Raw genomic sequence first — 22,133 nt, 5'->3', positions numbered from 1 at the left:
CAGGGTGGAGGGTTTCCTCCACCCATTTTTTTCTTGGGCACTGGGCATTAATATGAGTACTCTCCCACTGATCATCTTCCTGCTGGCACTCTGCTCTGTAGGATATTGGTTTGGCTCCAAAAAAGCTTTACAAGTATCCGCTGCAAGTGGCCAGGCTATGGGACGACCCCATCAGTTTGGCATGTATGTCGCCGCTTGGGGATTACTTCCCCCGCTTGCCCTTGCTGTTCTTTGGGCAGCTGTTTCGGTACTTCCCATGGACGCGGAAGGTGCCATTTCCCAGCAAGTCAATCAGGTGGTATTTCCTGCTCTCATATTATTGAGTGCAACTCTCGGACTTTATCTTTCTATTCGAAAAATTTCCCCAGAACTCAGAACTCGGAAAACGCTGGAGCGGATTGTCCTTGCAGTTCTGATTTTGGCCTCAACAATTTCCATTTTTACGACCATTGGCATCGTCTTCTCACTCCTCTTCGAGACAGTAAACTTTTTTGACAAGGTTCCTGTTCTGGAATTTTTGACTGGCCTGAACTGGAGCCCACAGACTGCGTTGCGCGCTGATCAGGTTGGATCATCTGGCGCCTTTGGTGCTGTTCCTCTGTTCGTTGGCACATTGCTGATCACTCTGATCGCTATGTTCGTTGCCATCCCCCTTGGCTTGATGAGCGCAATCTACATGACGGAATATGCGAGTGACAGGTTCAGAGCTACGGTCAAGCCAATCCTTGAAATTCTGGCGGGTATCCCGACAGTTGTTTATGGCTTCTTTGCCGCTTTGACTGTTGGCATTTTCTTCCGCGATCTTGGTGATGCGATTGGCATTGATATTGTTTCTGAAAGTGCTCTGGCTGCTGGCGTAGTGATGGGAATGATGATCATTCCGTTCATTTCATCTCTCAGTGATGACATTATTATGGCTGTGCCCCAAAGCTTGCGGGATGCGTCTTATGGGCTAGGTGCAACAAAATCTGAGACAGTTCGAAAAGTGATCCTGCCAGCAGCTCTTCCTGGGATCGTTGGCGCAATCCTACTCGCGGTTAGCCGGGCAATTGGTGAAACCATGATTGTGGTGATGGCGGCAGGCTTTGGTGCCAACCTGACCCTTAACCCGCTCGAATCCGTAACAACTGTGACTGTTCAGATTGTTGGCCTGCTTGTTGGTGATCAGGAATTTGACAGCGCAAAAACTTTGGCTGCATTTGCGCTGGCCATGGTTCTTTTCATTATCACCTTGTCCTTGAACGTCATCGCTTTGGTGGTGGTTCGCAAATATCGTGAAAAATATGACTGATACAGCACAATCATCACATTCAAGATCACTGGTTCGCGGAGAGCAGGAAACACCCCTGCTGGCGAAACGACGAAAAGCGGAAAAACGCTTCAAAGCGTTGGGTCTCACCGCAATTATTATTGCGTTGGCATTGCTGGCAATACTGTTCTACAGCATTGTTTCAAAGGGTTATTCTGCGTTTGCCTATACAAGCATGAAGCTTTCTGTGACGTTCAGTGAGCAAGTGATCGACCCAAAAGGCACACGGGAAGAAGCAGCGCTTAGAGGCGCCTCTTACGGGTCAATCCTTAGGGATGCCTTGCGCAAAGAGTTTCCGGATGTCAGCTCTCGCTCTGATCTACGAAAGTTATTTTCTCTTCCAAGTAAGGGTGCCGCGCTTGAGCTTCGGGATATGGTTCTCGATAATCCGGATCTGATTGGTCAAACGGTGACTGTTGAAATTACGGCAAATGATGATCTGGATATGTTCAACAAAGGCTTTATCAAGCGCGATGTGGCCGAAGCAGATCGCCGTATAAAAGATCAGGAAATTGCCTGGTTCGATCAACTGGATCAAGCCGGCGGCATTGAGCTGAAATTTAATAGCCGCTTCTTTACAAGTGGTGATAGCCGGGAGCCAGAACTAGCTGGTATCTGGGGAGCTATGGTTGGCTCGTTCTATACGTTGCTAACAACATTCCTGATTTCTTTTCCGGTTGGTGTCATGTCCGCCATTTATCTGGAGGAGTTTGCGCCGAAGAATAAATTCACTGACATCATTGAAGTGAATATTAATAACCTGGCTGCGGTTCCTTCGATTGTATTTGGTTTGCTCGGGCTTGCACTGTTTCTAAATGTTGCGCATTTGCCAAGATCGGCGCCAGTCGTAGGTGGTTTGACACTGGCTTTGATGACGCTACCAACCATTATTATTGCAGCACGTGCTTCCATTAGGGCGGTTCCCGATAGTATCCGCAATGCAGCGCTGGGGTTGGGGGCTTCAAAGCAGCAGATGGTTTTTCATCATGTGTTACCCCTTTCAATGCCCGGTATTATGACCGGTACAATCATTGGTCTCTCTCAGGCTCTGGGTGAGACAGCGCCACTTTTGATGATTGGGATGGTGGCATTTATCGTTGATATTCCAGGTGGATTTAACGATCCGGCTACTGTTCTGCCGGTTCAGGTCTTTTTGTGGGCTGATAGCCCTGAGAGGGCGTTCGTTGAGAAGACCTCAGGGGCTATTTTGGTTCTTCTAGGGTTCCTGGTTATTATGAATGCAATGGCGGTTGTTCTTCGTAAGAAGTTCGAACGTCGTTGGTAGTCTTGAGGATTTAGGGAAATGCAAATGCTGGCTGAAGTTGAAGCACCAGATGTCACAGACACAAAAGCGATTATCTCTGCCCGTGACGTCAGCGTCTACTACGGAGAGAAGAAAGCACTAAACGGTGTTAATCTGGATATTTTAGAAAATCAGATTACATCGCTGATCGGACCTTCAGGTTGCGGTAAATCTACGTTCCTGCGGTGCTTGAACCGCATGAATGATACTGTCGAAGGATGTCGGGTAGAGGGGACCATCACTTTGGATTGTCAGGATATTTATGCACCGAATGTGGATGAAGTCTTATTGAGGGCACGAATTGGGATGGTTTTTCAGAAGCCAAACCCATTTCCAAAATCAATCTACGACAATGTGGCTTATGGACCGCGTATTCATGGCTTGGCACGGAATAAGGATGAGTTGGACGATATAGTTCTTTCAAGTTTGGAAAAAGCCGGGTTGTTGGGTGAGGTTCGTGATCGCTTACATGCCACTGGTACGGGCCTTTCCGGTGGACAGCAACAGCGGCTTTGTATCGCCCGTGCTTTAGCGGTTCAGCCTGAAATTATCCTGATGGATGAGCCTTGTTCCGCACTAGACCCGATCGCAACCGCAAAGGTTGAAGAGCTAATCGAGGAACTTCGCCAGAATTATACGATTGTTATTGTTACGCATTCTATGCAGCAGGCTGCCCGTATTTCTCAGAAAACTGCGTTTTTCCACCTCGGTGAAATTGTCGAGGTTGGCGACACGGAGAAACTATTCACAAGCCCGAGCGATGAGCGGACACAAGGGTATATTACAGGCCGTTTCGGTTAACCGCGACCATTTATAGAGGACATAGAAATGAGTGGTGCAGGACATATCGTCAGATCCTTTGACGAAGAACTTCAGGAAGTCCGAAATACTATTGTGCAGATGGGCGGTCTTGCGGAGTCACAGTTGGAATTGGCAACGAAAGCGCTCGTCGAGCGCAACTCTGAACTGGCACAGACTGTCATTGATGGTGACAAGGAAATAGATCAGTTGGAGGTAGCCATTGATAACATGGTGGTTCGCCTTCTGGCGTTGCGCAATCCGGTTGCAGACGATCTGCGTCTGGTGATTTCGGGCTTGAAGATTGCTTCTATTCTGGAGCGTGTGGCAGATTACTCAGCCAACATGGCGAAACGCGTTATTGCTCTTAATCAGGGACCGCAGCTCGGACCAGTCTCAACTGTTCCTCGGATGAGTGAGATGGTCCGGCGGATGATCCATGACACTTTGACCGCCTACGCACAGGCCGACGCGATTCTAGCGCGAGAGGTCTGGCATCGCGATCAGGAGGTCGACCAACTTTATAACAGCATGTTCCGAGAGTTATTGACCTATATGATGGAAGATCCGCGAAGCATTACTGGCTGCACGCATCTGATTTTCATGGCCAAAAATATTGAGCGTATGGGAGATCACATGACCAATATTGCGGAAATCATCATGTATGAGGTTGAAGGCGAGGCACCAACGGAGCCTCGACCAAAAGGAGATAAGACCAGCATGACCATGTTGGACAGTGACGAATTATTGTCTGGAAATGAGGCGTCCAAAGAATGAACGTACTTATCGTTGAAGATGAACCGTCGATGGTGGAACTCCTCAGATACAATCTGGAGAGTGAAGGGTTTGAAGTAACCTCTGCTTCAGATGGTGAAGAGGCTATCCTCAGCATCGAAGAACAGAAACCAGATTTGGTGTTGTTGGACTGGATGTTGCCCAAATTATCTGGCATTGAAATTTGCCGTCGGCTCCGTCGGGATCAGGAATTTCGAAACCTGCCCATTATTATGATTACAGCGCGGGCTGAAGAAACTGACCGTATTCGTGGATTGGATGTTGGGGCGGATGATTATGTCTCCAAACCGTTTTCTCCAGCTGAGTTGCTGGCGCGGATTAGGGCTGTGCTTCGGCGCCATAATCCAAATCTGGGGCAGGATACGATTACCGTCGCTGATGTAACTCTGGATCTGGTGGCCTACAAAGTCAGCCGCGGTGGCCGGGATCTGCATCTTGGTCCAACAGAATTTAAGCTTCTCAAATTCTTTATGGAGCGGGCTGGCCGTGTCTTAACGAGAGAACAGCTGCTGGATGGTGTCTGGGGGCAGGGGGTTTATGTCGAGGACAGAACAGTTGATGTTCACATCCGTCGCTTGAGAAAAGCGCTGAATGACAATGAAGAAGTGGATTTAATCCGCACGGTCAGAGCCGTAGGATATTGCTTTGAAAAGGGCTGAGGCCCTTTTCTGTTTTACCCAAAAATAATCGGAATTAGTTGGAAGCTTCTGCGATGTGTGAGCGAAGCTTTTCAATTAGGGCTGCGACCTTACCACCGTTTTGGCTAATGACGCTTGTAAACTCATCCCGATGGGTGAGGGCCATGCTTACATTCTCAACCATTATATCAATGATTTTAAGCTCGCCGCTTTTGCTTTCGCGTACGCGCCAATCCAGGTTGATTTTTGGACCTTTGGGTCGAATGATTTCAGAATTGACCAAGTATTCTTTTTTGTTCAGCGGTTTGGATTTAATGATTTTCAGGTTTTCGCCTGAATATTCTCCAATACGCTTTTGGTAGGTCTTGATGATATAGGTCTGAAACAGATCCTGATATTCAGCTTTTTCATCATCAGAAGCTTTTCGCCAGTTTTTACCCAAAACAAACCGGCTGATGACATTCATGTCAAAATCGCGCTCAACTAAATACGCGAACTTATCCTGTTTCTCTGTATTAGACAGCGTCTTGTCAGAGAGAATGGAAACAGCCTCAGATCCTAGCTTTTCGACAAGATCAATTGCAGCAGTTTCCATTTTGCTGTCTGCATAAGCATATGAAACCTGAGGAGATACAATCGGAGCAGCAACTAAAAACGATCCACCAACTACAATAGCCATCAAAGTCCGGGACAACATCTGCTGCACTCCTGTTTGATTAATTAGTTTTGGTTGCTGATTTGTTTTCAGCAGAATCGTCGTCTTCGAAAAGAAGAGAAACACGATCTACTGTTGGTTTATCATCTTCAAACTCGAAGGAAATATCCGGAAGTGGAGTAACCGGAGCTTCACCATCGAGAATCAGATTCTGACGATTTTGCCGATAAAGGCTGCGGATGGCTGCATAAAAATCGATAGAGTTCTTTTCAATCTCGTCCAGTTCCTTCATCGACTGAGCGCGGAAATGGACAGCCGTTGCGCCGCCACGATAAAGTTCGAAATTATCAATGTCGTGATTTCGGGCAACTAGGTTGGCTGGATCAATGAAGTGTTCACCCACCATACCAACAGCTTCCCGTGTCGTGTTAGGTCCGAGGATTGGCAGAACCAGATATGGTCCTTCTCCAAAGCCCCAAACAGCGAATGTTTGACCAAGATCTTCCTCATCCGTATCGATTTGGGCAACATCGAACAAGCCGCCAAAACCAAGGAACGTATTGGTGAAGAACGCGCCCATGTTATCGCCGGCGCCATCAAAATCGCCCTGAGCGACATTGTTGAGGAAGTAGATCGGCTGAGACAAGTTTGTCAGGAAGTTTCCAACGCTTTCCTGCACTTTGTCCGGAAGGGCATCGCGGTAGATATGAGCAACTGGTTTTAAAGCAAGCTCATCAAGCGCTTTGTTTACATCGTGAAAGTATCTGTTGAGGGGCTCAATTGGATCACTAACTTCTGCGTTCATCACGCGGGCAGTTTTATCACCTTCAGCCGGAGGAGTTGCACAGGCGCCCAAAAAGCCAACCATAGCAATCGCTACACAACCATTCATCAATTTCGACTGAAACAATTTAGAAATCATATCAACAACCAAGCTCTTCTCTGACCCGCTCGAACAAACTGTACTTTTACACAGTAATCTTACCGAAGTCTTTATATTGTGCCAAAAAACTACACGCACTTATACTTTGATCCGTGTGACTCAACGCACTAGATATCCGGAAATTCATACCATAGCCGTTAAAACGTGACTAGTAACAGAAATTTGTCAGATATGCTTTCAGGGTGTGTGTTGCCAAAAAGTCGCGAAATAGATCTGTACAAAGATATAAATATATGTTTATATGATTTCGCAAAATGGTTACAGATTTATGAGCGATATGGAACAGCTACTTCAAGGGTTGCGGGCAGCGGGTGAGGAGACGCGATTGCGTCTTCTGGTTCTGTGTGGCCATGCGGAACTAACCGTTAGCGAGATCATTCAGATCCTTGGCCAAAGTCAGCCGCGTGTCTCTCGCCATTTAAAACTCCTTTGTGAAGCGGGATTGTTGGATCGTTTTCAAGAGGGAAGCTGGGTTTTCTATCGGTTGGCTTCAAAAGGTGAGAATGCACTTCTTGCAAGGTATTTGGTTGATTTGACCGAAGAGAATGACCCTGTAGTGGCGATGGACCTTGAGCGCCTCGCAGCCGTTCGAAAAGCCCGCCAGGACGTCGCATTTGCTTACTTCAAGAAGAATGCGTCGCGATGGAACGAAATTCGCTCATTGCATGTAGATGAGGGTGAAGTCGAGGCTCGGCTCCTAAAAGTTATAAAAGACCACAAAGCTAAAAAAGGCGCGCAAATTGTCGATTTTCTGGATATTGGAACCGGAACAGGGCGAATCTTGGAATTACTGAGCTCTGAAGCTGAATATGCTGTTGGTGTTGATAATAGTCGAGAAATGCTTGGGTATGCGCGGGCAGCCATTGAGGATAAAGGCCTTCGGAATTGCCAGGTTCGGCAAGGGGACATGTATACGCTGCCCTTTGGAAACAATAGCCAAGATCTGGTGGTCATTCACCAAGTGCTTCACTATGCGGATCGTCCCAAGGAAGTTCTCCAGGAGGCCCGCCGAGTTATGCGTCCAGGTGCGTTGTTGGTGATTGTTGATTTTGGTCCCCATAACGTCAAATCATTACAGGAAGAGCATGCTCATCAACAAATGGGATTTGCTGCAAAAGATATTGAACGAATGTGTAGCGAACTTGGTTTTTCAATCATTTCTACGGAAACCCTGAGCGGGAATCCATTGACCGTAAATATCTGGTCGGCTGAAGCCACCTAAATATCCGAATTTGAGGAGTTCACTATGTCCCCCACGACCGAGTCGCTGAACGAACGGGTCGCCCACGGTTCACTTGAAATCGGGAGTCCGTCTAAGTTGCGAGTGTCTTTCGAATTCTTTCCGCCCAAAACGGAAAAAATGGAAACTGCTCTTTGGCAGACAGTAAAACGTTTGGAGCCACTGGATCCAACTTTTGTTTCTGTGACTTATGGTGCCGGCGGTACAACAAGAGAGCGGACCCACGATGCCGTTTCCAGAATTCGTCAAGAAACAAGCCTTGAGCCAGCGGCTCACCTAACTTGCGTTGGTGCGTCTGTTGCCGAGATCGAGGAGATTGCCAACTCTTACTGGGTAAGTGGCGTGAAGCACATTGTGGCCTTGCGAGGCGACCCGCCAGATGGAGAAAGCGCTTTCACGCCACGAGCAGATGGGTTTGCCGGTTCAGTCGAACTTATTGAGCATCTGAAGAAGATGCATGATTTTGAAATTAGTGTGGGCTGTTATCCGGAAATTCACCCAGAAGCAGCTTCCAGCCTTGCAGATCTGGACTATTTGAAACGAAAGGTTGATGCGGGTGCCACGCGCGCGCTAACCCAGTTTTTCTTCGACCCGGAGACTTACCTCAGGTTTTTGGAGCGAGCGAGAGCCCATGGGATTGATATTCCGATTATTCCTGGCATTTTACCGGTCACGAGCTATTCCAATATCAAAAAGTTCAGCGCGCAGTGCGGAATGCAGGTTCCAGCCTGGCTCACTCACTTGTTTGAAGGTCTTGAAGATGATGCTCCAACACGGAAGCTTGTTGCCTCCATGGTTGCGTCAGAGCAATGTCGGATCTTGCAGCGAGCAGGTGTGACTGATTTTCATTTTTACACTTTAAATCGTGCGGATTTGGTGTATGCGGTATGCCATTCCATGGGTGTTCGTCCAAAACTTGGAAATGGCCAGTAACCCTCTAGTTTAAACAACAATGACATCCAATTTTGGTGCTGAAGTTATGAAAAAATCTGCCACATATCCCCAAATTGAGGCCGCCCTGAAAGATCGAATCCTGGTTCTTGATGGTGCCATGGGAACGATGATTCAATCCTTCAATCTGACGGAACAGGATTATCGTGGGGAAGACTTCAAAGACAGTGCGATCGACCTGAAAGGCAATAGTGACCTATTAAGTCTGACACGGCCGGATGTCATTGAAAATATTCATGATCAGTTTCTGGCTGCAGGGTCGGATATTCTTGAGACGAATACGTTTAGTGGCACGTCTATCGCGCAGGCAGATTACAAGCTGGAGAGCGAAGTCTATCGGTTGAATAAGGCGAGTGCAGAACTTGCCAGAAAAGTGGCAGATAAATGGACGGCGAAGACACCAGAAAAACCGAGGTTTGTTGCCGGCGTTCTTGGCCCAACCAACCGGACGGCCTCCATTTCACCAGACGTGAATGATCCTGGTTTTCGGAATATTACGTTTGATCAGTTGGTCGAGGCCTATCACGAGAACCTTCGGGGCGTGATCGATGGCGGTGCGGATATTATTCTCATCGAGACGGTTTTTGATACGCTTAACTGTAAAGCGGCCATCTATGCGGTGTTGAAATATTTTGATGAAACCGGCGTTCGCTATCCAGTGATGGTTTCAGGAACAATTACCGATGCATCTGGCCGGACCCTCTCTGGTCAAACGGCTGAAGCTTTCTGGGTCTCCATATCCCATGTGCAACCTATTTCAATCGGGTTTAACTGCGCTTTGGGTGCGGAAGATTTACGCCCCCACGTGCAGGCAGTTGCTGCAATTGCTGATACGGGTGTCAGTGTTCATCCAAATGCAGGCCTTCCAAATGAGCTGGGTGAGTATGATGATACGCCAGAATATATGGCAAAAATTCTCGGTGATTTCGCAGCCAGTGGTCTTTTAAACATTGTTGGCGGGTGCTGCGGAACCCGGCCACAGCATATTAAGGCCATTGCTGAGGCTGTTGCGGACAAGAAACCCCGTAAAGTTTTACCTAAAGATACGCTTTGCCGGTTAAGCGGGCTAGAGCCGCTATATCTGGATGAGACCGTCGGTTTCGTGAATGTGGGGGAGCGTACGAACGTTGCGGGATCTGCACGGTTCAAAAAGCTGATCATGAACAGTGAGTTTGACACTGCCCTTGAAGTCGCAAGGAGCCAGGTTGAAAACGGTGCGCAGATCATCGATGTGAACATGGACGATGCCATGTTGGATGCGGTAACGGCGATGCCCACTTTCTTGAAATTGGTAGCGTCTGAGCCGGATATATGTCGGGTTCCGACCATGATTGATAGCTCTAAATGGTCGGTCATTGAAGAGGGGCTGAAAACCACTCAAGGCAAGTGTGTTGTGAACTCAATCTCCCTGAAAGAAGGGGAAGAAGAGTTTGTTAAATATGCAAAAGAAATTCGGCGTTACGGGGCAGCCGTGATTGTCATGGCTTTTGACGAGGATGGTCAGGCCGATAATAAAGATCGTATGATCGAAATTTGCACAAAATCTTACAAGATTTTGACTGAAAAGGTTGGGTTCCCTCCGCAGGATATCATCTTTGATCCGAACATATTCCCGATTGCGACGGGTATTGACGAGCATCGGAACTTTTCCAAGGATTTTATTGAAGCGACCCGTTACATCAAAGAACACCTGCCTTATGCGAAAGTTAGCGGCGGTGTTAGCAACATGTCTTTCTCTTTGCGCGGTAACAATGCCATGCGCGAAGCGATGCATGCCGTATTCCTGTATCATGCGGTAAATGCCGGAATGGATATGGGGATCGTGAATGCTGGTCAATTGGCCGTCTATTCAGATGTTCCGGACAATATTCGTGAGCGGATTGAGGATGCGGTTCTCAATAAACGGGAAGATGCGACAGAGCGCCTGCTGGAAATCGCTGAAGAAGCCGTTGGACAACAAACTGGCAAAGTTCAAGATGATAGCTGGCGAGAAGGCCCTGTCGGAGAAAGGATTACCCACTCGCTTGTAAAAGGAATTTCAGAATTTATCGAGCAGGATACTGAGGAAGCGCGTCAGCAGTTTGATCGCCCAATTCAGGTGATTGAAGGTCCTTTGATGGATGGCATGAACGTTGTGGGAGACCTTTTTGGTTCAGGTAAGATGTTCCTGCCACAAGTGGTGAAAAGTGCCCGCGTCATGAAGCAGGCTGTGGCCTATCTTCTTCCGTATATTGAGGCTGAAAAGGAAGAAGGAGCCGAAAGCGATAGCAAAGGTAAAATCCTTCTTGCGACCGTGAAAGGCGATGTCCACGATATCGGCAAAAACATCGTGGGTGTTGTCTTGCAGTGTAACAACTACGAGGTTATCGACCTTGGTGTTATGGTTCCCTACAGCAAGATCCTGGAGACCGCAAAAGCTGAGAATGTAGATATCATTGGGCTTAGTGGGTTGATTACACCGTCACTGGAAGAAATGGCAACGGTTGCTTCTGAAATGCAGCGCGGCGAGTTTACTACGCCCTTGCTGATTGGCGGCGCAACAACTTCCAAGGTGCATACAGCCTTGAAAATTGCACCGAACTATAAGGGTTCAACAGTTTATGTGACTGATGCCTCTCGTGCTGTTGGTGTGGCGTCCAACCTCATTAGCAAAGAACATCGGGACAAGTTTATCGAAGACATTCAGTCTGAATATGAAACTGTTCGGGAAAATTACTACAAGAAGGCGCGTCCAGATGCACAAGCGAGCCTCGAGCAGGCGCGTGAGAATGCAGCAAATATTGATTGGACAGGTTATGAAGCTAAGAAACCAAGCTTCCTAGGCGTGCGTCAGTTCGATGACATAGATCCCGCTGAAATTTTGAAATATTTCGATTGGTCACCTTTCTTCCGGACCTGGGAACTGGCGGGGCATTTTCCAAAAATCCTTGAAGATGAGGTCGTCGGTGAAACAGCAACCGAGCTCTATAATGATGCCCAGGCGATGTTGCAGAAGATCATTTCAGAGAAATGGCTGACCATTAAAGCTGTCGTCGGCTTTTTCCCAGCTGCGAGCGAAGGGGATGACGTGGTTCTGTATACGGACGAAAGTCGGTCTGAAGAGCTGCATAGATATCACTTCCTGCGCCAACAAATGAGCCGCTCCAACTCTCGGGCAAACTTTAGCTTGGCAGATTTTGTTGCACCTAAGGAAACCAAGATCCCTGATTATCTCGGGAGCTTTGTTGTGACCGGTGGACTTGGAATTGAAGGAAAGCTTGAGGAGTTTGAGAAAACTCATGATGATTACAGCAGCATTCTCTTAAAAGCGCTAGCGGATCGCTTTGCAGAAGCTACTGCCGAATATATGCATGAGCGGGTTCGTAAAGAGCTCTGGGGATATGCGGCTGAAGAAGAGCTTGATAACAGCCAACTGATCAAAGAGGAATACCGCGGCATTCGCCCTGCACCGGGTTATCCAGCCTGTCCCGATCATTCCGAAAAAGTTGGTTTGTTTGATCTTCTGGATGCAGAAAATCGGATTGGTGCTCAATTAACTGAAAGCTTTGCGATGCTTCCGGCTTCTTCAGTATCCGGGTACTATTTTGCACATCCTGAAGCCCGGTATTTTGGTGTGGGAAAAATCTCCAAGGATCAGGTCGAAGACTATGCAAAGCGAAAGAATGTGACTGTCGAGCAGGCAGAGCGCTGGCTAGCTTCAAACCTTGGGTATGATCGTAGCTGACGACAACGTGATTTCACGTCTGAGGCATTTTTCTGTAACTCTGTTCTTAAACCAGTAGGAGTAATAGAAAATGCCTCTTCGTTTGTTGATCTTGTTTGTGGCGATGATCTTTTCGACCCCTGTGTTTGCTTTTGACGAAATAAACACTGGGTATTTCGACGATACTGCTCTGCATGGACATGATGCTACCGGATATTTTCAAGCTGGCCGATCAACAGAAGGGGCAGAGGCTTTCCATTTCCGATACAAAAATGCGGACTGGTATTTTGCTGACAAAGAGAGCCGAGACCTTTTTGCTCTGAACCCTGAACAATATGCTCCTCAGTATGGCGGATATTGTTCCAATCAGATGAGTCTGGGGAATATCGCGGATATTGATCCTGGAGTCTGGCTCATTCACGAGAAAAAGCTGTATTTCTTCGGTCATCAAGAAGGAAAAGACAGATGGGTGCGTACTGGCATCGCGGCCCGAATTGAAGACGCCAATCGGCATTGGCAGGACTATCTAGCGAAAAAATAGCCGTGTTCACCTTGCCCTCGCCTTATGATCTGATTAGGCTCTCCGGCAATCAGAATGAATGGGTGACAGATGCAGTTTATTTCCTTTGAAGAAGCAGATTCAAAACTAACTTGGACGGAAACAGCCGATGCGCTTGAAGCGGGCCATAAACTCGCCAAGGCAGAAATTGGTGATTTGCTCCTGACGAAGGAAGATAAAAGCCTTCTTTCCCGTGGTGCTTGGATTGATGGCGTCGGAATCGCCTTAAAGTCTGTGACTGTGTTTCCAGAAAATGCGTCTAAATCACCTCCGGAGCCGTCTGTGCAAGGCGCTATGTTCATTTTTGATAGCGAGAATGGCGCCCTCAAATCTGTTGTGGATGGGCCGCTAGTGACAAAGTGGAAAACTGCCGGTGATAGTGTGCTCGGGGCAAGGATACTTGCACGCCCTGATGTTAAGTCTTACCTCGTTATCGGGGCGGGCACTGTCGCCAAATCTCTTCTACAGGCATATCGGGAGATCTTCCCAACTCTTGAGAAATTTACGATCTGGAACCGAACAACTGAGAAAGCAACCGCTTTAGCCCAGGAATTGAGTGGTGAAGGCTTTCAGGTCGAAGTCGCTATGGATCTAGAGGATGCGGTCAGGGCCGCAGATATTATCTCAACTGCCACAATGGCAAAAGATCCGATCCTGAAAGGGGAGTGGGTTCAGCCTGGAACGCATGTGGATCTGATCGGTGCATACCGGCCAGACATGCGTGAAGCTGATAATGATCTTATGCAGAAGTGTAAGCTGTTTGTCGATGCGCGGGAAACGACCATCGGTGAAATTGGAGAATTGATGCTCCCTATGTCCGAAGGCGTGATCGCCGAAAGTGATGTGATTGCAGATTTTTCGGATCTTTGTAATGGAGTTGTCGGTCGGCAATCTCATGAGGATATTACCGTATTCAAGAACGGTGGTGGCGCCCATTTGGATTTGATGACGGGGGCCATGATCGTCAAGAAAATGGCTAGCTAGAGAGGATGGTAAACCGCTTGCGGTTTCTTAATTCCTTTTAGCTCATACATGCCTAGTTTCTCGGATGGGATATCAAGGCTGTTGGCGAAGACTTCTGAATAGAGCAGGTTTTGTTCCTCTGTTTTGGTCAAAGCCTCAATTCTGGAAGCAAGATTTACGGCATTTCCGATAATAGTAAAATCCAACCGGTTGGTACTACCGATATTTCCGTATTTTGCTTCTCCAAAATGCAAGCCAATACCGAATTTGAGTGCCTCATGGTTTTCAGGGTCTTCGATCTGTAATTCTTCCATTTTCCGTAAGGCAGATTGTGCTGCTTTATACGCCGCCTTGCACACGGTTTCACGAGAGCGTCGCTTGGTCGTTGGAAAAACAGCAAGGACCGCGTCGCCAATGAACTTGAGGATCTCTCCTTTTTGCTCCGAGATGCTGTCTCCAAGGATTTGGAAGTAAGTGTTTAAGAGTTGCAGCATTTCATTTTCTTCAAGATTACTGCTGAGAGCTGTAAAGTTGCGGAGGTCACAGAACCAGATTGCAGCTTCGATCTTTTCACCGTCGCCACGCTGGATCTGTCCCTCCATAATTCTTTGGCCGGACCTATGGCCAAGATAGGTGTCCAGAAGCGTTACCGCGATTTTTCGAATGGCATGTATCTCAATTATAGGCGCGATATAATAAGATAACTTTTCCAAGAAAATCACTGCTTCCTCGGAAAAGCCTTCTTTGTCATCTGTAACAAAAGTAATCACGGGAATGGAGCTGTCCGTGAATTTCATCGGCAACATCAAATAGTCAATGAGGCTTTCACCGGCGAGTTCAAAGAGGACGTTATGGTCTTTTTCTGGATCCAGCTGGTCCAGTCTGCGGCGAAACGGCTTTTGATGTTTGTGGACCCACTCTGCGGGGCTGCCGTAGTAGCTTGCACTTTCCCGAATACCATGCTGGCCGCCCCATTCAATAGTTTTACCCTCTTCTTTGCTCCAAATGTAAGCCCAGATATCCAGAAGAGGATGAATGGTTTTAAAGCCAATTCGAAGACGGGTGACCGGGATATGGTTTTCATTAAGTTTGTGGCAGAACTGGTCAATAAATTTTAGAACGTCTTTTTCCAGCCGCCCTTCAAACATCATCCAGTCGATAATCTGATCAAATTGCATTCTTTTATATTTATTAAGAACTTACCGATAAGAACTTATCTTTAAATAGAAACATAATGATTGTACTCTGGTGATACAGAGTTTGAACAGTTTTTTCTATTTTTCTAAACTCGAAGAAAGCTTGGGGGCTTGGAGGCGAAACAATGACACATAAAGGTATCATACTTGCAGGCGGAACCGGCTCACGGTTGCATCCACTGACACTCGGGGTCAGCAAACAATTGATGCCGATTTATGACAAGCCAATGATCTACTATCCCTTGACCACGCTTATGTTAGCAGGCATCCGCGATATCTTGATTATCACGACCCCAGAAGAGCAGTCCCTGTTTATACGATTGCTCGGTGATGGTTCTCAATGGGGCATTAATCTTTCCTATGAAGTTCAGCCGTCCCCGGATGGTTTGGCCCAGGCTTTTATTATTGGCGAAAAGCATGTTGGGAATGACCCCTCGGCACTTATTCTTGGGGACAATATTTTTTATGCAACTCAGTTTAGTCGTGTTTTAGCAAGTGCTGCTGAGCGGTCTGAAGGGGCGACGATTTTTGGCTATCATGTTTCCAACCCAGAAGCCTATGGCGTTGCTGAGTTTGATGACGCTGGCAAAGTGATCGGGGTTGAGGAAAAGCCACAACATCCGAAATCCAATTTTGCAATCACAGGCTTGTATTTCTATGATAATCAGGTCGTTGATCTGGCAAAAAACCTGAAGCCGAGTGCACGCGGAGAGCTTGAAATTACGGATCTAAATAGGCTTTACCTAGATCAAGGGCAATTGCATATGGAATTCCTTGGTAGAGGTAGTGCCTGGCTCGATACTGGCACACACGATCATCTCCTCGAAGCTTCTTCTTATGTTCAAACTATTGAAAAACGGCAGGGTCTTAAAATTGCCTGTCCTGAAGAAATTGCTTACGAAAAGGGTTATATCACAGAAGATCAGTTGGAAGAACTGGCCAGGCCGCTCATGAAAAGCGGCTACGGCGAGTATCTTTATTCGCTGATTAAATAAAAAAGGCGGTGATTTTCACCGCCTTTTTTATTTTAGATAAATCCGTTCTCTTTAAGATACGCTAAGATCTGGTCTGCAGCTTCTTCCACGGAGAGTTGATCACCTGCAATTATGATCTCTGCATTTTCTGGGCGCTCATAAGCTGAGTCAATTCCTGTAAAATTCTTGATTTCGCCGGCTCTAGCTTTTGCGTAAAGACCCTTGATATCTCGTTCTTCACAAATCTCGAGAGGCGTATCAATAAAGATTTCGATAAACTCATCGGTTTCAACAAGACCTCGAGCCATTTGCCGTTCACTTCTGAATGGTGAAATGAAAGAAACAAGTGTGATCAGACCTGCGTCGACAAAGAGCTTCGCGGTTTCTCCGACACGGCGAATATTTTCCACCCTGTCAGCATCAGTAAAACCGAGATCTTTGTTAAGACCATGACGGACATTGTCTCCATCCAGCAAATATGTGTGTTTACCAGACGCCTGAAGTTTCTTTTCCAATTGGTTTGCGATCGTTGATTTGCCGGAACCGGAGAGACCTGTAAACCACAGGATCGCAGATTTCTGACCTTTCTGTTCAGAGCGGGCTTTCTTATCAACATCCACTGACTGCCAATGGATATTTTCTGCGCGCCGAAGTGCAAAATCTATGACACCAGCGCCAACTGTCGCATTTGTAAAGCGATCAATTAAGATAAAAGAACCTGTCTGTCGGTTCTCGTTGTAAGGATCAAATGAGATGCTTTTATCTAATGCGAGGTTACATACACCGATTTCATTGAGCTCGAGAGTTTTAGCAGCAGTATGTTCCAGGGTATTTACGTTGATTTTGTACTTGAGATTAGAAACTCTGGCAGATGTGCTTGTTGTCCCAAGCTTTAAAATATAGTTCCTGCTTGGGAGTAGCGCTTCGTCACTCATCCAAACCAACTTGGCTTCAAACTGGTCGGCAGTGGCTGGGCGGTGCTGAAGCGCGCAAAGGACATCACCACGGCTAATATCGATTTCATCATTGAGTGTGATCGTAACTGCCTGACCAGCGAAAGCCTCGTCAAGATTGCCATCAAAAGTAACAATTTCCTTCACGGTACTGGTTTGGCCGGAGGAGGGTTCAACAATACCATCACCAACTTTAATGGTTCCGCTGACAATCGTTCCAGAAAATCCGCGGAAATCCAGATTGGGCCGGTTGACCCACTGAACAGGCATCCGAAATGGTTTGCTTGCCAGATCTTCATTGACCTGAACGCCTTCAAGGTGTGCAAGCAGACTTGGACCTTCATACCAAGGCGTGTTTTCACTGCTCTTAATGATATTGTCACCGTTCAGAGCAGAGAGAGGAACTGGTGTGATGGTTTCAAAACCAAGGTCTTTAGCAAAGCTGAGATAGTCTTGTTGGATTTGGAGGAATATCTCCTCTTTAAAGTCGACAAGATCCATCTTGTTAACGGCGAGGATAATGTTCCGAATTCCCAAAAGTGAGACAAGGAAACTGTGACGCATGGTTTGGGTTAAAATGCCTTTACGGGCGTCAATAAGTATGACCGCAAGATCAGCCGTAGATGCACCCGTGACCATGTTCCGCGTATATTGCTCATGCCCTGGTGTGTCTGCGACAATGAATTTGCGCTTATCTGTTGCGAAAAATCGATAAGCCACGTCAATTGTAATGCCTTGTTCCCGCTCAGCTTGCAATCCATCAAGAAGAAGGGCGTAGTCAAGATTGCCGCCTTGAGTGCCGACCCGTTTACTTTCACTGGCCAAAGTGGCGAGTTGATCTTCAAAGAGAAGCTTTGAATCCCATAGCAGTCTTCCAATCAGTGTGCTTTTCCCGTCATCAACGCTGCCGCATGTGATGAAGCGAAGCATGCCTTTTTCTTCCTGTGCTTTCAGGTAGGCGGCGATATCTTTGTCTGCTTGTATAATTTCGTTCATCAGAAATATCCCTCCTGCTTCTTTTTCTCCATTGAGCCGGACTGATCCTTATCAATGAGGCGACCCTGTCTTTCGGAAGTTCTGGCGACTAGCATCTCCTGAATAATTTCGGGGAGGGTTGAAGCAGTAGATTCAATGGCACCTGTAAGGGGATAACATCCCAATGTTCTGAAGCGAACGGACTTCATCTGCGGAGTTTCATTCTCCGCCAGTGGCATGCGATCATCATCAACCATGATTAACATACCATCCCGTTCGACGACTGGACGTTCCTTGGCAAAGTAAAGAGGAACGATAGGAATTTTCTCAAGGTAGATATATTGCCATATATCCAATTCGGTCCAGTTAGAGAGAGGAAATGCTCTGATGCTCTCACCTGAGCGAACACGAGAATTGTATATGTTCCAAAGCTCAGGCCGCTGGTTTTTCGGATCCCATCGATGGGTTTCCGTTCTAAATGAGAAAATTCTCTCCTTGGCACGGGATGCTTCCTCATCCCGACGAGCGCCGCCAAACGCGGCATCGAATTTATAATGATTAAGAGCCTGCTTCAAAGATTCAGTCTTCATGATATCTGTATGAAGAGCAGAGCCATGAGAAAAGGGGCCTATGTTCTGCTTTACGCCATCCTGATTGATATGAACAAGCAGATCAAAATCATACTCTTTGGCCATACGGTCCCGAAATTCGATCATTTCCCGAAATTTCCAAGTGGTATCTACGTGCAACAAGGGAAAAGGTATGGGTGATGGATAAAATGCTTTGCGCGCCAAATGCAGAAGAACAGAACTGTCCTTACCAATGGAATATAGCATCACTGGCTTTTCAAATTCGGAAGCGACTTCACGGAAGATGTGAATGCTCTCTGCTTCGAGTTTGCGAAGATGTGTCAGGGTGGCCGTAGGCATTAAAATCTCTTCGATAGAACTTAAATTACAAAACTTTGATCATTCGGACTAAAGATATTTAGGAGAGAAAACAAGTACAATCAATATAATAAAACACAAAATATTTGTGAAATTTGGGTAATACTTATAATAAATGTATATTTATCACATTCCTTTAAACTCAGACCAGAAAGATAAGACAATCGTGACCTTCTAATCTGTCTGGGGTAAGGTGATGTTTCAGATTAGGGCGTTATATAATTTTGGTCATCCTGTCGGGGGAGGGCATATGGACCTAGAGAGACTTCAGCCTATAGAGCTAAAAAGTAAGCTTATCCTTTGCCCTGAATGCGATCTTATTCATCAAGCGTCAAAGATTGACAGAGAACATTCGGCTATTTGTGCGCGCTGTGGTGCCGTTCTTTATCGGGAGCGGGGGTATCATGTGGATCGTTCTCTTGCGTTCGCCATAGCCGGCTTAGTTTCTTTCTTTGTGGCAAATAGTTTCCCTATTTTACGGTTCCATATGCAAGGAAATGAGCAGGTAAATATACTGATTGATGGCGTGATCAGATTCATGCAAACAGATTACTGGCCGCTCGGCGTGTTGGTGTTGTTCGTTAGTGTGGTTGCTCCGTTTCTAATCCTAAGCTTTCTGGTCAGTTTGCTGTTGCCATTGAGGATAGGCTTGGTTCCGAAGTTTGCCCGCTGGCAGGTTAGAAGTCTAATATTGTTAAAGCCTTGGGCTATGGCCGAAATTCTGATTGTCGGTATCATGGTGGCATATGTGAAGCTTGGAGATTTCGCCATAGTTGATGTTGGGGTTTCACTTGGGGGCATCGTGGCAATGGTCCTCGCAACGGTTCTTGCTTTTGCGAACTTGGATTTTCAGGTGCTGTGGTCACGCCTAGAAGAAATAGAGCGATCATGAGATCGCTTGGACAGGGTATTACACAAGGGCTGGCGACCTGTTTGGTATGCCATCAGGTGGTCAATCTGGTGGATGCTGATCATGGGCATCATGCCTGCCCTAGGTGTCATGCTGAGGTTTATTTTCGTAAACACAATAGCTTAGCAAAATGCGGAGCATATTTGCTTGCCGCATTTCTGCTTTACATACCGGCTAATATTTTTCCTATAATGACCCTGGTTTCTTTCGCACGGGAGAGTAAAGAAACCATCTTGAGTGGGGTTTATCAGCTAGTGTTATCGGGTCAGTGGGGGATTGCATTTGTTGTTTTCTTCGCAAGCATTGTGGTTCCAATATTCAAGATATTTGCACTTGGATATTTGGCTTTGAGTGTTCGTCAAGGAGCGCACCATTTTCCGTTGCTAAGAACCCGTTTGTATCGGTTCGTTGAGTGGATTGGCAGGTGGTCAATGATCGATATTTTCATGATCTCCATATTGATCGCGCTAGTCCGCTTTCGCGAGATTGCAACAATTGAAGTTGGGCCGGGGGCGTTGGCGTTTGCGGCTGTTGTCGTTTTAACAATGCTTGCTGCGAATGCATTTGACCCCAGGTTAATCTGGGACCAACAGGTAAGAGCTAATCATGAGTGACCAATCACAGATGAGCGAGCCGCCAAAGCCATTGGTGAAACCGGGATATGCCGGTCTGCTGAGCATTTGGTTAATTCCGCTTTTGGCGATAGGTATTGCTGGCTGGCTTATTATACAGTCCTATCTGCAAGAAGGCGCCGAAATCAGTATCTTCCTACCAGACGCCAAGGGAATTGAGGCTGGCGTCACAACGCTGAAGTATCGAGATGTCAAAATCGGTACGGTTGACCGCATCGAAATCCCTGATGAGCGCCGTGGCGTTCTCGTTTATGTCGAGATTCAAAAATGGGCTGAAAAATATCTGACGAATACAGCGCGGTTTTGGGTCGTGTCCCCGGCGATTAGTCTTGAAGGAATTTCAGGTTTAGAAACTTTGCTATCAGGTGCTTACCTGGAGATCGATCCGGGTGAGGGAGGAAAAAAACAGTTTTCCTTCAATGGCCTTGCAACCCCACCTGTTTTGACAACTAAAAAACCCGGTAAGGAGTATATTTTAAAAGCGGCGAAGCTTGGCAATGTAAAGCGAGGCACTCCTGTAAATTATAAAGGTCTGAAAGTTGGAACGATACTGGGGTACCGTTTGTCGGAGGACAAGCAGCTTGTAGAGCTCGTAACGTTTATTGAAGAACCTTACACGGAGCTGATTCAGGTAAATACGCGGTTTTGGGATGCTGGGGGAGTGGGCGTTCAAATTTCCCCATCGGGGATTGAAGTTGCTGCAGACAGCCTATCGGCTCTTTTGTCAGGCGCAATTGAATTCCTTCCTCCCTTATTTGATCAAAACTCACGGATAGCGGAATCTGGGCATGAGTTTAAGCTATTCAAGGACCGACAGGCGATGTCTGATGCCCGATTTACCGAGAGAAAGAAGTATATTCTTTTCTTCGATAATTCTGTTAGCGGTCTGGAGGTAGGATCTCCGGTTGAGTTCAAGGGAATTAAAGTTGGCTCGGTGCGAGAAGTCAGTTTAGAGATCCATGAAGACACTGGAGAATATTACATCCCTGTAATCATTGATATTGAACCGCAAAGACTGAAAGTGCACAGGCGGAGTGATGCCCTTCTAAGAACAAAGATTGGTGAAAAGCTCAGGAATAAAGCCGTATCCGCGCTTGTTTCAAAGGGATTGAGAGCACGCTTGAAGTCGACAAATTTCCTGACAGGCCAACTGATTGTCGATTTGGATCTATATCCGGACCGGCCTGGTCAATATGTTGAAATCATTACCGAACTTGAACAGTTGCCGACCCTTCCAACGGAGCTTGAGGAAATCACAACATCATTAAGCAGACTTGTTGAGAAAGTTGAGCGGTTACCGATTGAAACACTAACAAATTCAATGGTAACGACAGCACAGGGACTTGAGAAAATTTTTGCAAGCGGTGAGTTAAGTAGTGCTATCAAAGAGATCCAAAACGTAGCGGTCTCAATTGGAAACGTGGTCAATAGTGTTGACCGTACAACTTTGCCTCGTATTAACGAAGCTGTCGAAGGTGGCCAGAAAGCCCTCCGACGTGTTGATACAGCCTTGCAGTCTGCTACGACCATGTTTGAAACAGCTAACTCGACAATTGCGGACGGATCACCACTAAAATATGACTTGTCTGTTATGCTTCGCGAGCTTGCAGCCGCGAGTCGATCTGTCCGAAACCTGACGGAGTTCCTTGAACGCAATCCAAACGCGCTGATCAGTGGAAAGAAATGATC

General features: G+C 46.8%; 19 protein-coding genes. 14 read left to right on the top strand and 5 right to left on the bottom strand.

Annotated features, from left to right (window positions below; translation table 11 throughout):
- The first annotated feature begins 52 nt into the window (after nt 1-52).
- Genes pstC through phoB form a run of 5 tightly spaced genes read left to right on the top strand, consistent with a single transcriptional unit; the run spans nt 53 to nt 4,864 of the window.
- Nucleotides 53-1,291 carry a phosphate ABC transporter permease subunit PstC gene (pstC, locus tag HH301_RS14390; RefSeq protein ID WP_169569723.1) on the top strand — a complete coding sequence of 413 codons (1,239 nt, stop codon included), beginning with the start codon at nt 53-55 and terminating at the stop codon, nt 1,289-1,291.
- Complete coding sequence (gene pstA / locus HH301_RS14385) at nt 1,284-2,594, top strand: phosphate ABC transporter permease PstA (protein ID WP_169569722.1); 1,311 nt, start codon at nt 1,284-1,286, stop codon at nt 2,592-2,594. Before pstC ends, pstA begins: the two co-directional genes overlap by 8 nt.
- Before the next feature lie 18 nt (nt 2,595-2,612).
- Nucleotides 2,613-3,413: a phosphate ABC transporter ATP-binding protein PstB gene (pstB, locus tag HH301_RS14380; protein WP_206378347.1), complete on the top strand. Its 801-nt coding sequence runs from the start codon at nt 2,613-2,615 to the stop codon at nt 3,411-3,413.
- A gap of 27 nt (nt 3,414-3,440) precedes the next feature.
- Nucleotides 3,441-4,187 (top strand): phosphate signaling complex protein PhoU, encoded by a 747-nt coding sequence (gene phoU, locus HH301_RS14375; RefSeq protein WP_169569720.1) that lies wholly within the window; start codon nt 3,441-3,443, stop codon nt 4,185-4,187.
- Nucleotides 4,184-4,864, top strand: a complete 681-nt coding sequence (gene phoB, locus HH301_RS14370; protein ID WP_169569719.1) for a phosphate regulon transcriptional regulator PhoB — start codon at nt 4,184-4,186, stop codon at nt 4,862-4,864. The genes phoU and phoB overlap by 4 nt, the downstream gene beginning before the upstream one ends.
- Nucleotides 4,865-4,898: 34 nt before the next feature.
- Here phoB and HH301_RS14365 read toward each other — a convergent pair whose 3' ends face one another.
- Nucleotides 4,899-5,540 carry an MlaC/ttg2D family ABC transporter substrate-binding protein gene (locus tag HH301_RS14365; RefSeq protein WP_169569718.1) on the bottom strand — a complete coding sequence of 214 codons (642 nt, stop codon included), beginning with the start codon at nt 5,538-5,540 and terminating at the stop codon, nt 4,899-4,901.
- 19 nt (nt 5,541-5,559) lie between these two features.
- A complete protein-coding gene (locus HH301_RS14360; protein WP_169569717.1) occupies nt 5,560-6,420 on the bottom strand; it encodes an MlaA family lipoprotein in 861 nt (286 codons plus the stop codon).
- 289 nt (nt 6,421-6,709) lie between these two features.
- Here HH301_RS14360 and HH301_RS14355 point away from each other — a divergent pair, with 289 nt between their 5' ends.
- The 5 genes from HH301_RS14355 (at nt 6,710) to HH301_RS14335 (ending at nt 13,878) form a co-directional block, all read left to right on the top strand.
- A complete protein-coding gene (locus HH301_RS14355) occupies nt 6,710-7,663 on the top strand; it encodes an ArsR/SmtB family transcription factor (RefSeq protein ID WP_206378346.1) in 954 nt (317 codons plus the stop codon).
- A gap of 24 nt (nt 7,664-7,687) precedes the next feature.
- Nucleotides 7,688-8,614, top strand: a complete 927-nt coding sequence (gene metF, locus HH301_RS14350; protein WP_169569716.1) for a methylenetetrahydrofolate reductase [NAD(P)H] — start codon at nt 7,688-7,690, stop codon at nt 8,612-8,614.
- A gap of 46 nt (nt 8,615-8,660) precedes the next feature.
- The gene (gene metH / locus HH301_RS14345; RefSeq protein WP_169569715.1) at nt 8,661-12,356 is read left to right on the top strand and encodes a methionine synthase; all 3,696 of its coding nucleotides are present in this window, start codon (nt 8,661-8,663) and stop codon (nt 12,354-12,356) included.
- Nucleotides 12,357-12,426: 70 nt separating this feature from the next.
- Nucleotides 12,427-12,876 (top strand): YHS domain-containing (seleno)protein, encoded by a 450-nt coding sequence (locus tag HH301_RS14340; protein ID WP_169569714.1) that lies wholly within the window; start codon nt 12,427-12,429, stop codon nt 12,874-12,876.
- 69 nt (nt 12,877-12,945) lie between these two features.
- Nucleotides 12,946-13,878: an ornithine cyclodeaminase family protein gene (locus HH301_RS14335; RefSeq protein WP_169569713.1), complete on the top strand. Its 933-nt coding sequence runs from the start codon at nt 12,946-12,948 to the stop codon at nt 13,876-13,878.
- Here the strand turns inward: HH301_RS14335 and HH301_RS14330 are convergent.
- Complete coding sequence (locus tag HH301_RS14330) at nt 13,875-15,035, bottom strand: adenylate/guanylate cyclase domain-containing protein (RefSeq protein ID WP_169569712.1); 1,161 nt, start codon at nt 15,033-15,035, stop codon at nt 13,875-13,877. The genes HH301_RS14335 and HH301_RS14330 overlap by 4 nt on opposite strands.
- Nucleotides 15,036-15,178: 143 nt before the next feature.
- On the opposite strand from HH301_RS14330, the gene rfbA reads away from it, so the two are divergent.
- The gene (gene rfbA / locus HH301_RS14325) at nt 15,179-16,048 is read left to right on the top strand and encodes a glucose-1-phosphate thymidylyltransferase RfbA (protein ID WP_169569711.1); all 870 of its coding nucleotides are present in this window, start codon (nt 15,179-15,181) and stop codon (nt 16,046-16,048) included.
- Nucleotides 16,049-16,080: 32 nt separating this feature from the next.
- Here rfbA and cysN read toward each other — a convergent pair whose 3' ends face one another.
- Both cysN and cysD read right to left on the bottom strand, forming a co-directional pair.
- A complete protein-coding gene (gene cysN, locus HH301_RS14320) occupies nt 16,081-17,976 on the bottom strand; it encodes a sulfate adenylyltransferase subunit CysN (RefSeq protein ID WP_169569710.1) in 1,896 nt (631 codons plus the stop codon).
- Nucleotides 17,976-18,884 carry a sulfate adenylyltransferase subunit CysD gene (gene cysD / locus HH301_RS14315; RefSeq protein ID WP_169569709.1) on the bottom strand — a complete coding sequence of 303 codons (909 nt, stop codon included), beginning with the start codon at nt 18,882-18,884 and terminating at the stop codon, nt 17,976-17,978. The genes cysN and cysD overlap by 1 nt, the downstream gene beginning before the upstream one ends.
- 268 nt (nt 18,885-19,152) lie before the next feature.
- Here cysD and HH301_RS14310 point away from each other — a divergent pair, with 268 nt between their 5' ends.
- Genes HH301_RS14310 through HH301_RS14300 form a run of 3 tightly spaced genes read left to right on the top strand, consistent with a single transcriptional unit; the run spans nt 19,153 to nt 22,131 of the window.
- On the top strand, nt 19,153-19,794 hold the full coding sequence (locus HH301_RS14310) for a paraquat-inducible protein A (protein ID WP_169569708.1): 642 nt from the start codon (nt 19,153-19,155) through the stop codon (nt 19,792-19,794).
- A complete protein-coding gene (locus HH301_RS14305) occupies nt 19,791-20,426 on the top strand; it encodes a paraquat-inducible protein A (protein ID WP_169569707.1) in 636 nt (211 codons plus the stop codon). Before HH301_RS14310 ends, HH301_RS14305 begins: the two co-directional genes overlap by 4 nt.
- A complete protein-coding gene (locus HH301_RS14300; protein WP_169569706.1) occupies nt 20,419-22,131 on the top strand; it encodes a PqiB family protein in 1,713 nt (570 codons plus the stop codon). Before HH301_RS14305 ends, HH301_RS14300 begins: the two co-directional genes overlap by 8 nt.
- The last annotated feature ends 2 nt before the right edge of the window (nt 22,132-22,133 follow it).

It is taken from the genome of Sneathiella limimaris (assembly GCF_012932565.1).
GTDB classification, from domain to species: domain Bacteria; phylum Pseudomonadota; class Alphaproteobacteria; order Sneathiellales; family Sneathiellaceae; genus Sneathiella; species Sneathiella limimaris.
This window is presented reverse-complemented; position numbering and strand designations above follow the sequence as displayed.